The organism is Massilia frigida, from assembly GCF_011682175.1.
Lineage (GTDB): Bacteria > Pseudomonadota > Gammaproteobacteria > Burkholderiales > Burkholderiaceae_D > Telluria_A > Telluria_A frigida.
In genome coordinates, this window is the sequence record NZ_WHJG01000060.1 from 18224 (window position 1) to 31585 (window position 13362).

Annotated in this window: 14 protein-coding genes; 7 read left to right on the forward strand and 7 right to left on the reverse strand. The window is 63.4% G+C overall.

Features of this window, described 5'->3' with window-relative positions:
- The first annotated feature begins 58 nt into the window (after nt 1–58).
- Together F2P44_RS31825 and F2P44_RS31830 are read left to right on the forward strand one after the other, a co-directional pair.
- Nucleotides 59–676: a TetR/AcrR family transcriptional regulator gene (locus F2P44_RS31825; protein ID WP_167093689.1), complete on the forward strand. Its 618-nt coding sequence runs from the start codon at nt 59–61 to the stop codon at nt 674–676.
- A 64-nt stretch (nt 677–740) separates the two neighbouring features.
- Nucleotides 741–1250, forward strand: coding sequence for a DUF8051 family protein (locus tag F2P44_RS31830; RefSeq protein ID WP_167093691.1), 510 nt, complete (start codon nt 741–743; stop codon nt 1248–1250).
- A gap of 490 nt (nt 1251–1740) precedes the next feature.
- Here F2P44_RS31830 and F2P44_RS31835 read toward each other — a convergent pair whose 3' ends face one another.
- The 3 genes from F2P44_RS31835 to F2P44_RS31845 form a co-directional block, all read right to left on the reverse strand.
- Nucleotides 1741–2871 carry a GGDEF domain-containing protein gene (locus F2P44_RS31835; RefSeq protein WP_167093693.1) on the reverse strand — a complete coding sequence of 377 codons (1131 nt, stop codon included), beginning with the start codon at nt 2869–2871 and terminating at the stop codon, nt 1741–1743.
- A gap of 125 nt (nt 2872–2996) precedes the next feature.
- On the reverse strand, nt 2997–3848 hold the full coding sequence (locus F2P44_RS31840; RefSeq protein WP_167093695.1) for an MOSC domain-containing protein: 852 nt from the start codon (nt 3846–3848) through the stop codon (nt 2997–2999).
- A gap of 39 nt (nt 3849–3887) precedes the next feature.
- Nucleotides 3888–4793, reverse strand: coding sequence for a LysR family transcriptional regulator (locus F2P44_RS31845; RefSeq protein WP_167093697.1), 906 nt, complete (start codon nt 4791–4793; stop codon nt 3888–3890).
- Between the two features lie 134 nt (nt 4794–4927).
- On the opposite strand from F2P44_RS31845, the gene F2P44_RS31850 reads away from it, so the two are divergent.
- The 3 genes from F2P44_RS31850 to F2P44_RS31860 all read left to right on the forward strand — a co-directional run bounded on the left by F2P44_RS31850 (nt 4928) and on the right by F2P44_RS31860 (nt 7967).
- Nucleotides 4928–5677 carry an SDR family oxidoreductase gene (locus F2P44_RS31850; protein WP_167093699.1) on the forward strand — a complete coding sequence of 250 codons (750 nt, stop codon included), beginning with the start codon at nt 4928–4930 and terminating at the stop codon, nt 5675–5677.
- 80 nt (nt 5678–5757) lie between these two features.
- On the forward strand, nt 5758–6105 hold the full coding sequence (locus F2P44_RS31855) for an energy transducer TonB (RefSeq protein ID WP_167093701.1): 348 nt from the start codon (nt 5758–5760) through the stop codon (nt 6103–6105).
- A 200-nt stretch (nt 6106–6305) separates the two neighbouring features.
- Entirely contained in the window at nt 6306–7967 is a 1662-nt protein-coding gene (locus tag F2P44_RS31860; protein ID WP_167093702.1) for a hypothetical protein, read from the forward strand.
- A gap of 21 nt (nt 7968–7988) precedes the next feature.
- Here the strand turns inward: F2P44_RS31860 and F2P44_RS31865 are convergent, their stop codons facing one another.
- The 4 genes from F2P44_RS31865 to F2P44_RS31880 are packed head-to-tail and all read right to left on the reverse strand — an operon-like array spanning nt 7989 to nt 11657.
- The gene (locus tag F2P44_RS31865; RefSeq protein WP_167093704.1) at nt 7989–9113 is read right to left on the reverse strand and encodes an ABC transporter permease; all 1125 of its coding nucleotides are present in this window, start codon (nt 9111–9113) and stop codon (nt 7989–7991) included.
- Complete coding sequence (locus F2P44_RS31870) at nt 9110–10048, reverse strand: ABC transporter ATP-binding protein (protein ID WP_370662776.1); 939 nt, start codon at nt 10046–10048, stop codon at nt 9110–9112. The genes F2P44_RS31865 and F2P44_RS31870 overlap by 4 nt, the downstream gene beginning before the upstream one ends.
- Nucleotides 10045–11013 carry an HlyD family secretion protein gene (locus tag F2P44_RS35205; RefSeq protein WP_167093706.1) on the reverse strand — a complete coding sequence of 323 codons (969 nt, stop codon included), beginning with the start codon at nt 11011–11013 and terminating at the stop codon, nt 10045–10047. The genes F2P44_RS31870 and F2P44_RS35205 overlap by 4 nt, the downstream gene beginning before the upstream one ends.
- Entirely contained in the window at nt 11010–11657 is a 648-nt protein-coding gene (locus F2P44_RS31880; RefSeq protein WP_167093708.1) for a TetR/AcrR family transcriptional regulator, read from the reverse strand. Before F2P44_RS31880 ends, F2P44_RS35205 begins: the two co-directional genes overlap by 4 nt.
- Nucleotides 11658–11911: 254 nt before the next feature.
- On the opposite strand from F2P44_RS31880, the gene F2P44_RS31885 reads away from it, so the two are divergent.
- Both F2P44_RS31885 and F2P44_RS31890 read left to right on the forward strand, forming a co-directional pair.
- Nucleotides 11912–12658, forward strand: a complete 747-nt coding sequence (locus F2P44_RS31885) for a hypothetical protein (RefSeq protein WP_167093710.1) — start codon at nt 11912–11914, stop codon at nt 12656–12658.
- Between the two features lie 11 nt (nt 12659–12669).
- Entirely contained in the window at nt 12670–13068 is a 399-nt protein-coding gene (locus tag F2P44_RS31890; protein WP_167093712.1) for a hypothetical protein, read from the forward strand.
- Nucleotides 13069–13362: the final 294 nt, after the last annotated feature.

Here is a 13362-nt window from a genome sequence, read left to right on the forward strand (position 1 = left end):
TGAGACGAGGTACTAGTTATATAATGAACTAATCAGTTATATTAAGGGGATGAGCACAATGAATCCATCGCGACTAGGACGTCCCGTCGACGCCGACAGGCGTGCCGCGCGAAGGCGGCAAATCATCAATGGAGCGCGAGGCGTCTTTGCCCGCAAGGGATTCCACGCCGCGAGCACGGCAGAGATCAGTGCCGAGGCCGGCGTGAGCGGGGCCAATCTCTATCAATACTTCGCGACCAAGGACGATCTGATCATGTCTCTGATCGAGGAAAATCTCGCCGGCGATCTTGCGCTCATCGAAAGCCTCAACGACGCGAAAAGTCTCAAACAAGGAATTATGAGCTTGGGAAAGGCGCTCTTTGAGACACCGCCTGGCCGGCAATCCCATGCTCTGAGGCTAGAAATCTTGGCAGAATCCTTTCGACAAGAAGAGGTCGCAGCGACCCTCAGGCGCGCGGAAATCCGCATGATCGACACTCTTGGCGCCATCATAGGCAAGGCACAAGTTAGCGGAGAAGTTCCAGATGAGATCAGCACCCTTCAAGCGGCCGCGACTATCATCGCCTGCGTTGACGGATTCATGAGCCGTATCGCTTTCACCCCCATATCGGCGGAGGCGCAACTCGCAGGCTTTGTCATGCTAATAACGGCAGCCTTGCGGTTACAGCAAAGTTAATCGGACGCTTTGAACACAACTAGCGCCTTTCGGTTGTGCCGGGGGCGAAACGAGAGGAAAAAGTATGACACTAACTCGAAAACTCGTCGCTGCGCTGACCTTGGTCTCGGTTCTGCTATTTTCAACTATGGTTCCAGGTGGACCAATCGAGACTAGGAACTTTGCCAATATTGGGGAGGCTCCGGTCATCCTATTCAATATATTCCTTACGACGCTGGGCATAGGCAGCTTGGCACTCGTCTATTTTGTCCTGAAAGGCGGCCGATGGGTTGCGCATGCCACAGCCATCGCTGGTTTAGGCTTTGCCGTCGTCTACGCTCTCGATCTCCTGAGTATTTTTCCGGTTTCGCTTGATCCGATGCCAAGCCTCTTGAAAAGGCGGGAAATTATTGGAATGATCATCTCGCTGGCACTGATAGGAGCGTCCCTCGCACTGGCACGTGAAAACTCATCAGGGAATGATCCGATGACAATGATGGACGCAAAGCCAACATTTCTGATTGCCGGTGGAGTGGCAATTCTCATCGGCGCAGGCATCGTCATCTTTGCTAGCTATCATGCAATGCATAGTTGAATCCAGTAGATCGCGGTCAGCCCGGGCGAAGCGCGCCACTGACTCGATCCAAAGCAAAAGCGCACGGCGACCCTCGATGCTGCTCGTTTCAAGCAATATGCCGTGAGCGCAAGACTAAACCGTGGCGAGGAGGGACCGCAGCTTGCCTCGTCGCTGGCAAACGCGGAGTAAGTATGGCGTGCCAGCCTTCAATGCAGCCCCGTCAAGGAAAAGAAGCCCCAATCGCAAGCATTGACCAGCAGAATGGATGTTCACCATAGAGAAGGCGCGCACTAAACTCGGGCGGGTCTATCAGCCACTTGAGCAAGCGCGCCAGGAGGACGCAATAAAGGAGGCTGCCTGAACCCTTCAAATCCACTGAGACGAGGTACTAGTCCCGTCGAGCCGTCGCTCCGCCACTTTTCCGCCGTTCAGTCAACCACCGCCGCGCTCCTGGCACTGCCAGAAACGACGGCGGTGGTTGACGGATCGACGGCAGCGGGAACGACGATTACGTAAACGACACCACCCGATTGCGCCCGCCCTCTTTCGCCTTGTACAGCGCCGTATCCGCATGCGCCACCAGCGCCTGCGCCACGCCCTCGATCGCGTGATCGCGCTCGAAATCGTCGAGCGTCGCCACCCCGATCGACACCGACACCGCAAGCCGCTCCCCGCTTGAGAGCGTGAACGGCGTCCCGGCAATGCTCTGCAAAATCCGCTGTGCCACCTGGGTCGCGCTGTCGAGATTCGCATCGATCAGCAGCACCACGAATTCCTCGCCGCCGAAGCGCCCCAGCGCGTCCGACAAGCGCAACTCCGCCTTGATGCGGGCGGCTACCTCGCGCAGCACTTCATCGCCGCCCTGGTGCCCGCTACTGTCGTTGACCTGCTTGAAATGGTCGATGTCGATGTACAGGCACGAAATGCGGTACGCCTGGCGCCGCGCGCGGCCGATTTCTTCCAGCAGGCGGCGGTCGATATAGCGCCGGTTGTACACCCCGGTCAGCGAATCGGTCAGCCCGATATACTTGAGCATCTCGTTGCTGATCACGTTCTCCAGGCAGATCGCGATGATCGATGCCATGTGCTCGATGAAGTCGGTGGCCATGGCCGGCGTAAAACGCGTGTCATCCAGGCTGCCCAGGTTCAGGCTGCCGATCAGGCGCTTGTTGCGCAGCAGCGGCACCAGCGCGATGCTTTGCAGGCCGGGCGGCTGATTCGGGAACATCGGCTGGTGGCCGGCCGGGTGATAAGGCCCCAGCATCGGCTTGGGTGGCCCCGTGAACACCTCGCTGCGCGACGGCACGAAGCCCAGCGCCGCCACCGCGTCCACGAAAATCAGGTGCGGGAAAGCGTTGAAGTCCACGCCCAGCTTGTCCATCACGGTGCGGATATCGGCATCTTCGTCGACCAGGCTCAGCGTCACGATATCGAGTCCGGCAATCGCCGGCAGGCTGCTGAAGATGGTGCCGATCAGCGCCTGGAAGCTGTCCGAACCGACGATCTCCAGGTCGAACGCCTGATGCCGGCACATGATCTCGTGATTGCGCTCGGCCTGCTCCACCAGGTAGTCCAGGCGCGCGCGCAAGGACTCGTTTTCGGCTTCCACATCGCGCGCCGGAGCGCCGGGATCATGCATACGGTTCCCACCTTTTTTCTGTCGACCTCGACAATAGTGCCACCTTACGCGATCCGGCCCGCCTTGAAAACGAAAAATTTACCCGAATCGCATGGGGCATCGCCGCCAACAGCGCCGCCGCAGCCTCAGAATGCGAGCGTCATTGTCACCGCTTGGCCCACTTGCAGGCGCTCGCCATCGCCGTCGGTGACGATCGCATTCATGCCGAAGCAGATCTTGTCGTCCATGACGGCCTTGCTGCGGTAGGTGCGCAGGATGTCGAGCGGATCGGGACCCGGCTCGCCGGTGGCCTGGTCGACCGCCGGAATCGGGCAGCGCGAGCACGGCTTGACCGGTTTCAGGCGCGCCGCGCCGAGCGCGAAATGGTCGGCGTAATCCTCCTCGAAGGCGTCGATGCCGTCGATGACGATATTCGGACGAAAGCGGTTCATGGGCAGGACCGCGCGCCCGGCCGCCAGCATCTTCTGATTGAGATCGTCGAGCGACGCCTGGCCCACCACCAGCAAGGGATAGCCGTCCGAAAACAGGGTCGGCTCGGCCAGCCCGCCGGTCCACTTGGTGCTTGAAAAACGGGCGGCGGTGGCGTGGAAGCGCACCAGCCGGCACGGGACGCCGATCGCTTTCGAGAACCAGGTGGCGGTGGTGTCGTCGCAGTCGTAGGCCAATACGGTGTCTTCCCAGACCATCACTTCACGCGTGATTTCGTGGTCCGGGTCGGGCAGCCCGAGCGGTATTTCAAGGCGCAGCATGCCCGGCGCGCGCAGCTCCAGCGTGTCCGACAACAGGCGCGGCGTGATCAGCGCCATGCGCGGATGCTCGCGCTGCGTGAGGAACTGCCCGTTTTCATCGATGAGCATCCATTCGCGGTCGTACACCGCGTCGACCGACAGGCCGGAACGGGTCAGCGTGGCTTCGCGCACGGAGATGCCGGCGCAGGATTTGATCGGATACAGAACCAGTTCGGACAGGATCGCCATCGTGTTTACGCGGTAGTGGAAAGGTGGGACAAGTCTATCTCAGTTTTTGTCCCATGGCGCCGTTCCACTCAGTTCGGCCGCCAGGAAATCGATCATGGCCCGGACTTTGGCGCTGAGCTGGCGCCGGCTAGGGTACACCGCCAGCACGTCGATATCGGGCAGGTGGTAGCCGGGCAGCAGCGCCACCATGCGCCCGGCGCGCAGGTCGGGGCCGATCAGGAAGGTTGGCTGGCACACCACGCCCAGCCCGGCCAGCGCGGCGGCGCGGCCGGTGTCGCCATTGTTCGAGCGCAGCGCGCAGTGCACCCGGACCGCGTGCGCGGCGCCGCTGTCATCGGTGAAGTGCCATTCGTCGCCAGCCACGGCGTAGCGATAGCCGATGCACTGGTGCTCGCGCAGGTCGGCGGGCACGCGCGGCGTGCCGTGCCGCTCCAGGTAGGCCGGCGCGGCGCAGCAGACATTGCGCGAGGTGGCCAGCTTGCGCGCCGCGTGCGAGGCGGAGCCCTGGCGCGAGATGCGCAGCGCCAGGTCGTAGCCCTCTTCGACGATGTCGACCACGCGGTCGACCAGGGCGATATCGAGTTCGACCTGGGGATGCAGCGTCATGAAGCGCGGCCACAGCGGCGCCAGGTGAAGCATGCCGAAGCTGACCGGCGCATTGATGCGCAGCAGGCCGCGCGGCTGCAACGAGGACGCGGCGATCGCTTCGACTTCGGCCATGTCGTCGACGATGGCCTTGGCGCGCTGGTACAGCGCCTCGCCGCTCTCGGTGAGCGACATCTTGCGCGAGGTGCGGTTGAGCAGGCGCGTGCCGAGATGGGCTTCCAGGTCGGCCACGATGCGGGTGACGTTGGCGGGCGACGTATCGAGCGACTCCGCCGCGCGCGCAAAGCCGTTCTTGCGCACCACCTCGACAAACACCTCCATTGCGCGCAAGCGGTCCACGGCAGCTCCGGTCATTCAGAAAAACTGAATATACCATCAATATCCCGGGCTTTGATTGACCGATTCATTGATCCTATAGTGGTTTCAACGCGGCGCACCTCGCCGCTTCACTCGACACCGACAGGAGTTTCACCATGAACCGCTTCGCAAACAAAACCGTACTCGTCACTGGCGGCAATAGCGGCATCGGCCTGGCCACCGCCATCGCCTTCGCCCGGGAAGGCGCGCGCGTCGTGATCACCGGGCGTGACCAGGCCACGCTCGACCAGGCCAAAGAGCAGATCGGCGGCGCCACCCTGGCGCTGCGGATCGACCAGGGCGACAGCGGCGCGGCGCAGGAACTGGCGGCGCTGCTGACGCAGCAAGGCATCACGCTCGACGCCCTGTTCGTCAATGCGGCGGTGGCCAAATTCGCCCCGTTCGGCAGCGTCGACGCCGCGCTGTGGGACCAGACCTTCGATATCAACGTCAAGGGCGCCTACTTCACCATCCAGGCGCTCACGCCGCTGTTCAAGCGCGGTGCGGCGGTGGTGCTGAACGGGTCGATCAATGCGCACATCGGCATGCCCAATTCGTCGGTCTATGCGGCCAGCAAGGCAGCCCTGATCTCGTTCGCCAGGACGCTGTCGGCCGAACTGCTGGAACGCGGCGTGCGCGTCAACGTGGTCAGTCCAGGACCGGTGCAAACGCCGCTCTACGGCCGCCTGGGCCTGGCCCCGGCGCAGCGCGACGACATGGTCGCAAAGGTGGCGCAGCAGATTCCGCTCAAGCGCTTCGGCACGCCGGACGAAGTGGCCAGCGCGGTGCTGTATCTGTCCGCGCCGGAATCGGCCTTCGTGGTGGGCACCGAGCTGATTATCGATGGTGGCATGAGCCAGCTGTAAACATGGTTCGGGCTGGCGGCAAGCGATTGGTGTACATTGGCATCCTCGCACGGACATCCATATTGAGCCCAGCCTGATTCATGCGTCATTTTCTGTTCCCCGCGTGCCTGCTGCTGGCCCAGCCAGCGCAGGCACACGATGCCTCCCCCGCCCGCATTCCAGCCTCCGTTGTCGCCGGCTCCTGCCCGGCGCCGCAGTGGCCCGCGACCCGCATGCGCATCGAAGACCTGGACACGGTCAAGATCGCGTTCGTCATCGGGCCCGATGGCCGCGTGCGCCATTCCCGCGTCGAGCAAAGCGCCGGACACCGCCTGTGGGATGACGCCGCGATCAAGGCGCTGTCCAGGTGCAGCTTCCTCCCGGGCCGCCTGGCCGGCAAACCGGTGCGGGATGTTATCAAAATGGACCACACCTGGACGCTTGATTAATCCCGCGCCCAGCGCATGCTTGCGTTGCCGACAATGAAATACAAGCAGACTACTTGTTTCCCTGACACAAGGAAACACTGAAAACTGTGTCTCCGCTACCCTTTTTCTTGCCTTAAAGCAGTTAAAATCATGATGTTGTCACGCAACCAGTGTAGATTTGCAAGCTTGCGGTTTTACTCATTCACGCTCAAGGACAACTTATGTTGAAAACCCGTTCTTTACTCGGTGCCGGCGTGCTGCTGATGTCATCCGGCGCACAGGCAAGCGAACCGGCAGGGCTGAAAAGCGCCCTCGCCGGGGAACGACTCGGGCTGGTGCCGGCCATGCAGTTCCGGCTCAGCAATGGCAACTGCCCGGACTGCGTCACGGTCAAGCAAGGCTTATGGTATTTCAAGAACGAAGTGCTGGCCGTGCCGCTGCCTTCGCAGCCGGTATCGAGCTTCACGCGCGGCGGCGATATCGTGCGCGGCACCAAGGAATGGGCGCCGGACGGCACCCGCGACCAGCTGGCGCTTCCGGGCCTGGTGTGGCTGGGCGCCCCGCACATTCTCGATGACGCCTACATCCTGCCGGACGGCGCCCACGTGCGCACCGCCGACGATGCCGTGACCGACCTGGCGCTGGCGCCCAAGATCGCCAGCAACCTGTCGTACTGGGACCCCAAGACCACCGCCTTCTTCGCCAGGCGCGAAGTGCGCATGCGTGGCACCTACAGCGAAGCGGAAGGCAAATCGTCGTTCGTCGCGCGCACCGTCTGGCCGAAGGACTTCACCATCGACCAGGCCAAGATGCGCCAGCAGCCGCTGGCCAAGGATGAAACCTTCGCCACTTACGTGCGCGCGGAAGGCGGCGGCGCATCGAGCCCGTTCTCGACCCGCCTGCTGTGGGAGCGCAAACCCGGCCAGACCCGCCAGTGGCAGGAAAAACCGGTGCTCGGCGTGATGCTCAACGGCGCCCAGGGCGACGACGACGAAGCCTACGGCGGCCACTTCGCCGTCGCCACCGGCCACCTTGGCCGCGAGGGCGAGTGGTCGGACTGGATCGTCAATAACTTCTACAACCTCGATTCGGTCAGCGAAAAAGGCATCATCGCCGCGCCCGTCCCGATGGATAACTACCTGATGGACCTCAACAGCGGCCAGCAGTATTACCGGCCGTCGTACATGCTGGTGGCGGTATTGAGCAATGCGCGCACGGCGGCCGCCTACCAGGGCGGCGTGCAGCGCGTGTTCAACCACTTCTACCGCCACGACTTCACCTACCAGCATGCGAAGGCCAACTGCGCCGGCATCAGCCTGGACGTATTCAAGGGCCTGGGCTGGAATATCCCGCAGCGCGGACCGACCAGCAATATCAAGGCGCTGGGCGCATACGCCTACCTGTCGGCCAAGGACATGAGCCTGGCCAGCGGGCGCAAGATCTACGATTACCTGACCGAAGAACAGGTGCGCCTGTATCCGGCGGTGGCATTCGAGGCGGCCGGCAACGACCTGCTGCAACTGGTGGGCGCCACCAAGGGCAAGGCGCGCAAGCTGACGGCGTACGAAAAGCAGCTGCAAAACGATATCGAGGCGCTGGTGCTGGTGCGCATTCCGCAAGTGCCGTCGAGCCGCGTGATGGGATCGAACCCGGTGTTCTCGTTCAGCGAATTCATGAAGCGCACGCCGCCCAACCAGGCCGACTGGAAAATCGTTCCGGTCGGACCGCGCCCCTTCCCTGAAGCGCTGCGCGACGCCAATACGCCGCCGCAGAAAACATCGAGCCTGGTGCCGCTGCCGGTGGCCGGCATCGCCTTCGGTGGCGTGATCGGCCTGGGTGCGCTGATCCGGCGCCGCCGCAAGCCGCGCGCGAGCGGCGGTTAAATTGTAGAACCGGCGGCCGCTTCAATCCAGGGTCTGCCGGTAGCGCAGCATGGCCACCGTGCCCGCCACGCCCATCGCCAGCGCGATCGGCCATGCGTGCGGCAGCACGTCGGCCAGCCCGTTCCCCTTCAACATGATGCCGCGCGTGATGCGCAGGAAGTGCGTCAGCGGCAGCACTTCGCCGATCGCCTGTGCCCATCCCGGCATGCCCCGGAACGGGAACATGAAACCGGTCAGCAGCATCGACGGCAGGAAGAAAAAGAAGGTCAGCTGCATGGCCTGCATCTGGTTGCGCGCGATAGTCGAAAACGTGAAGCCGATCGCGAGATTTGCCGCGATGAACAGCACCAGCGCGCCCGACAACAGCAACAAACTCCCCACCATCGGCACATCGAACACCAGCCAGGACGCCAGCAAGATCACGCCCACCTGGACGTAGCCGATCAAGATATATGGCACGATTTTCCCGATCATGACTTCGAGCGGCGAGACCGGCGTGGCCAGCAGGTTTTCCATGGTGCCGCGTTCACGCTCGCGCGTCATGGCCAGCGCCGTCATCATCACCATGGTCATGGTCAGGATGACGCCCATCAGGCCGGGCACGATGTTGTAGCGGGTCAGCCCCTCCGGATTGTAGCGGCGCTGGCTGCGGATTTCATAGGGCGCCTCGCCCGGACGCAGGCGCGCCAGCGGCCCGCGCAGCTCCGCGCCGATGGCGCGCGCGGCGATGGCATTGACCGACGCCAGCGCATTGCCGGTGGCCGCCGGATCGGTGGCGTCGGCCGCCAGCAGGATCACCGGCCGTTCGCCGCGCACCAGCCGGCGCGAAAAGTCGCCCGGCACCACCAGCACGAACTGCACCTCGCCGCGCGCCAGCAGCGCATCGCCCTCGGCCGCGCCGCCGACGTGGCGCACGATGCGGAAATACTGCGACGTCTCCAGCGCCGCCACCAGGCGCCGCGAGAACACGCTGCGGTCAAGGTCGGCCACCGCCAGCGGCAAGTGCCGCACGTCGCCGTTGATGGCAAAGCCGAACAAAATCAGTTGCATGATCGGAATTCCGACCATCATGCCGAAGGTGAGCCGGTCGCGCCCGACCTGGCGCAGTTCCTTGAGCAGCACCGCCAGCATGCGCCGCCAGTTCATGGCGCCGCTCCGCCGAAGTTATCCTGCGCGTCCTGCATCAGCGCGATGAAGACGTCTTCCAGGCTGGTCTCGATCGGCGTGGCCGTGAGCGCGGCCAGCGGCGGCTGCGCCAGCGCCTGCGCGAACGCGTCGGCGGAGTTGGCGCTCACATGCAGCGTCATGCCAAACGGCGCAACGGTACGGATGCCGGGAGCGCCGCGCAGGCTGTGGGCGGCGCGCTGCAAGTTTTGCCCGGACAAGGACCAGGTATGCAGGCCGGCGCCGGCGATCACCTCGGCCACGCTGCCGCGCGCGAGCAGCTTGCCGTAGGCGATGTAGGCCAGCTGGTGGCAGCGTTCCGCTTCGTCCATGTAGTGGGTCGAGACCAGCACCGTCATGCCGCCGGCGGCCAGGTCGTGGATTTGGTCCCAGAACTCGCGCCGCGCAGACGGGTCGACGCCGGCCGTCGGTTCGTCGAGCAGCAGCAGTTGCGGATCGTGGATCAGGCAAGCCGCCAGCGCCAGCCGCTGCTTCCATCCGCCCGAGAGCGAGCCGGCCAGCTGCGCGCGGCGGCTGGAAAGGCCAAGCCGTTCAAGCGTATCGGCGATGCGCTGGCGCCGTCCGGCGATCTGGTAGACACGGGCGACGAAGTCGAGGTTTTCTTCGATGCTCAAGTCGTCGTACAGGCCGAATTTTTGCGTCATGTAGCCGACCTGCTTCTTGATCTCGCGCGCCTCGGTGCTGATGTCGTAACCGAGGCAACGGCCCTGCCCCTGGTCGGGGGTGAGCAGGCCGCACAGCATGCGGATGGTGGTGGTCTTGCCGCTGCCGTTCGGACCCAGGAAGCCGTAAATGCGGCCACGCTCTACGCGGATGTCGACATGGTCGACCACCATGCGCCCGCCGTAGGATTTGGTCAGGCCCTGCACGTCGATGACGATGGCCGGCGCGGTCACGACTTCGGCTCCGTACGCACCGTCAGCGGCTGGCCGGGATGGAGCAGCGCCTGTCCCGGCTCGGGCGTCGCTTCCACCATGAACACCAGCGAGGCGCGGTTTTCCTTGCTGTAGATGAGCGGCGAGGTGAACTCCGCCTCGGGCGACACGAAGGTGATGCGCGCCTTCACCGGCTGCGCGCAGCCGTCGCAGGCGATGATGGCGCCCTGTCCCATCCGGATCTTGCCCAGCGCCGTTTCGGGAATGAAGAAGCGCGCCTTGATGTTCGCCGGCGGCAGCAACGTGACGATGGCCGCGCCGGCCGGCACCCATTCGCCGGCGCGGTAGGCCACGTCGCTGACCATGCCGCCCATCGGCGCCGCCTGGGCTTTCTGGTCGACCTTCCACTGTGCCTGCGCCAGCTGGGCGCGCGCGGCCTCGACTTCCTTTTCCGCCGCCGCGACCTGGTCGCTCCTGGCGCTGGTGCCGGCGCCGCGCAGGCGCGCCCTGGCCTGCTCCAACCGGGCGCGGTCGGCCGCCAGTGCCGCCGTCGACTGATCGAGCCGGGCGCGCGAGATGAATTTGTCGGCCACCAGCTTGCGCTCGCGTTCCAGGTTCGCCTGCGACAGCGCCAGCGCCGCTTCGGCTTCGCGCTGCGCGGCCCTCAAAGCCGCCAGTTCATCGCTGCGCGCCCCCTTGCGCAAGTCGGCCAGCAGCGCCTCGGCCCGGCCCACCCGGCTTTGCGCTTCCTGGCGCGCCGCCGTTTCGCTGGCCTGTTCCAGCACGTAGGCCGGCGCGCCGGCAAGCACCCGGTCGCCGCGCCGCAGGTGCACTGCGGTCAAGGTACCGGCCAGGGGCGCCGACAGGCGCACGTAATCGCCTTCGGCGTAGCCGGGAAAGGCGTCGTCGCGCGCCGGCCCGCAGGCCACGCACAGGGTGAGCGGCAGGGCCGTGGCGCAGAGGCGTGCGAGCAGGGACAGGTTCATGGCGGCGCTGACTCCTTTGGAGCGGTGAGAACGGCGCGCATGGCCAGGTCGATGCGCAGGGCGATGGCCGCTTCCGACAACAGCGCCTGCTGCGCCAGCGCCGCCAGTTCGGGCGGCGCGGCGGGCAGGCGTTCGAGCGCGCCGCCGGCAAACAGGGGACCGGCGATGGCCCCCAGCATGAACGGCAGCAGCTGCATGGTCGGGGCGTCGATGATGTCGCCCTCGGCCTGGCCCCGGCGCAGCAGCTGGGCCAGCACCGCGATGTGGCGCGGCAGGTTCTCGCGCAGGAACGTCACGGGCAGCGCTTCGCCGCGCGTCGCTTCCGAGAGCAGCATCAAGAGCAGGTGGCGGTGCTTGCAGGCGAAACCGGCCAGCACGCGCAGGGCGCCATCGAGGTTCTGCGCTGCGCTGCGCGAGTCCTGCGCCTTGAGCGTGAGGGCGGCGAACATTTCCTCGTATATGTGCTGCAGCAACACACGCAGGAAATTGTCCTTGTTCTTGAAGTGGTAGTGGAACATGCCAAGGTTGACCCCGGCGTGTTCGACGAGTTTGCGCACCGACAGCCCAGCGCATCCGGTCTGGGGCAGCAGGACCATGCCGGAGGCGATCAGCTGGGCATCGATTTTTTGAGAGGGACGGTTCATGCGAATTATTATACACTTGTGTAGTAATGGGTAGCCCCTATTTCAACAAGCTGGAAAGCGTCCTGGGCGCACGCCGGGCAGATCGGGGAGCAACGGTGCGGACGGAGCGACAGGCTCTGTCCGCTTATGGAGCCGGCATCAGGTAGGCATCCTAATTTTTCTAATTGTTTTTTGTCGAATCGCTAGGGACGACGATGATGGCTACATCAGCACATGCCTCTGCACCGGCCACCATATTTTGACAGGGAAACACCATGACGACAGTTGTGTTAATTCCGTTTGAGCTAGCTCATAGCGCGGAACATTTGATCTCCACCAAGGGTGGAAACATCGATCCGGGTGCCCAGGCAAGGCTGAGCAACGCACAGTCGGCATTAGCCACGATTCAATCAAAAATAACGCTGTTGGGTACGATGCAAAATTCGTCGCGGGCCGCCACAATACTGCAGCAATTTCGCGATCAGGAAACAGAATTCACCGACTTGCGCGACCGGGCGATCGAGAGCGTCGCGGCTGCTCAACGGCCGGGCTGGAACAAGATCGTGGCAACCAATATTGTTTGCACGGATGACCCTTATTTAAACGGCGCGCTCAATCTGATGCAGGGTGTGGACGACGTTTTATACATCCGCGGGCACTGCGCCCCGGGCGCCGATGCGCTCCAATCCTCCGACCACGCCGCAGACATGTCGATTGAGGGACTGATTGGCATCTTCCATGGACGCCTGAGCAAGTCCTTTTCAGGGAAAATCAAAGTATTCGCGTGCGAATCAGCGGTAGCGAATGGGGCCGACGCGTCATTCGCCGACAGGCTCGCCAAAAAGCTCTTCAAGAGCGGCTGGCGCAGCGTCACGGTATGCGGTTACACGGACAAGCTCATGACTTACATCGTCGACCCTGCCGGACACAAAACCTCGCAAGGAAAGAACCGCGCCATGACGACCAGAACGCAGGCGCTCTACGTGCCGAAATCGCGTGGCGGGTGCTGCGCCATCATGTGATTTGGCGGCGGATGAAAAAAGGCATTGGCCCGGAATCGCACCGCCGCGACATTCCGCTCGCGGGCATTGACTGCTATTCGCCTCAATGCCATCCAGCATTGTCCAGGCGCTTGAAAAGCAGAAGCGCAAGCAACAGAACGACGCTGACGGGAAGCGACAGCATAACGCTGAGCAGCAGCGTCCTCGCTTTCTTCGCATTGGCATGCCCGAATTCCAAGCCCTATGCCCGGTATGAAGCAAGCTGTGGTGGCAAGGACAAGCTCGATGCTCTGTCCCACACCTTAGGCCAGGCCCGCTTCGTCCGCTTGGTACAAGGTTTCTATCCGGACCAGCTCAAATCGATCGTGCTGGGGCTGAGTGCCCTCGATCAGCCGCAGGTGGGCAATAGGACATTGCTGACCCTGGAGTAGGGTGAAATAGTTTAAAAACAACAAAGGAGAAATCACGTATGCCGCCACTTCCCATCTTGTCGGTGACCCAGGCACAAGCCGAGAGACTCAATTTTGCCAACCAAATCATTGCCTTGGTTCGTCAAAAAATGCCCTACGGCGCAGGCAACTTGGCCGTCGACCTTGAACCATCTCGTTATACACAACTCAGGCGCCTTCCTCCCGTAGTGCCTGCAATGTTTGAGCTGCGGTCATTACTTGGTCCAATCCTCGCCAGATGGTCTTGACGCCGGGCTCGCCATCGCTTTTGCGGGC

Excerpts from the sequence above, each read along its gene's own strand:
- F2P44_RS31865 (WP_167093704.1), bottom strand. The coding sequence starts at position 9,113 with ATGAACTGGCGGCGCATGCTGGCGGTGCTGCTCAAGGAACTGCGCCAG.
- F2P44_RS31850 (WP_167093699.1), top strand. The coding sequence starts at position 4,928 with ATGAACCGCTTCGCAAACAAAACCGTACTCGTCACTGGCGGCAATAGC.
- F2P44_RS31835 (WP_167093693.1), bottom strand. The coding sequence starts at position 2,871 with ATGCATGATCCCGGCGCTCCGGCGCGCGATGTGGAAGCCGAAAACGAG.
- F2P44_RS31855 (WP_167093701.1), top strand. The coding sequence starts at position 5,758 with ATGCGTCATTTTCTGTTCCCCGCGTGCCTGCTGCTGGCCCAGCCAGCG.
- F2P44_RS31825 (WP_167093689.1), top strand. The coding sequence starts at position 59 with ATGAATCCATCGCGACTAGGACGTCCCGTCGACGCCGACAGGCGTGCC.
- F2P44_RS31880 (WP_167093708.1), bottom strand. The coding sequence starts at position 11,657 with ATGAACCGTCCCTCTCAAAAAATCGATGCCCAGCTGATCGCCTCCGGC.
- F2P44_RS31885 (WP_167093710.1), top strand. The coding sequence starts at position 11,912 with ATGACGACAGTTGTGTTAATTCCGTTTGAGCTAGCTCATAGCGCGGAA.
- F2P44_RS31840 (WP_167093695.1), bottom strand. The coding sequence starts at position 3,848 with ATGGCGATCCTGTCCGAACTGGTTCTGTATCCGATCAAATCCTGCGCC.
- F2P44_RS31890 (WP_167093712.1), top strand. The coding sequence starts at position 12,670 with ATGAAAAAAGGCATTGGCCCGGAATCGCACCGCCGCGACATTCCGCTC.
- F2P44_RS31860 (WP_167093702.1), top strand. The coding sequence starts at position 6,306 with ATGTTGAAAACCCGTTCTTTACTCGGTGCCGGCGTGCTGCTGATGTCA.
- F2P44_RS31830 (WP_167093691.1), top strand. The coding sequence starts at position 741 with ATGACACTAACTCGAAAACTCGTCGCTGCGCTGACCTTGGTCTCGGTT.
- F2P44_RS35205 (WP_167093706.1), bottom strand. The coding sequence starts at position 11,013 with ATGAACCTGTCCCTGCTCGCACGCCTCTGCGCCACGGCCCTGCCGCTC.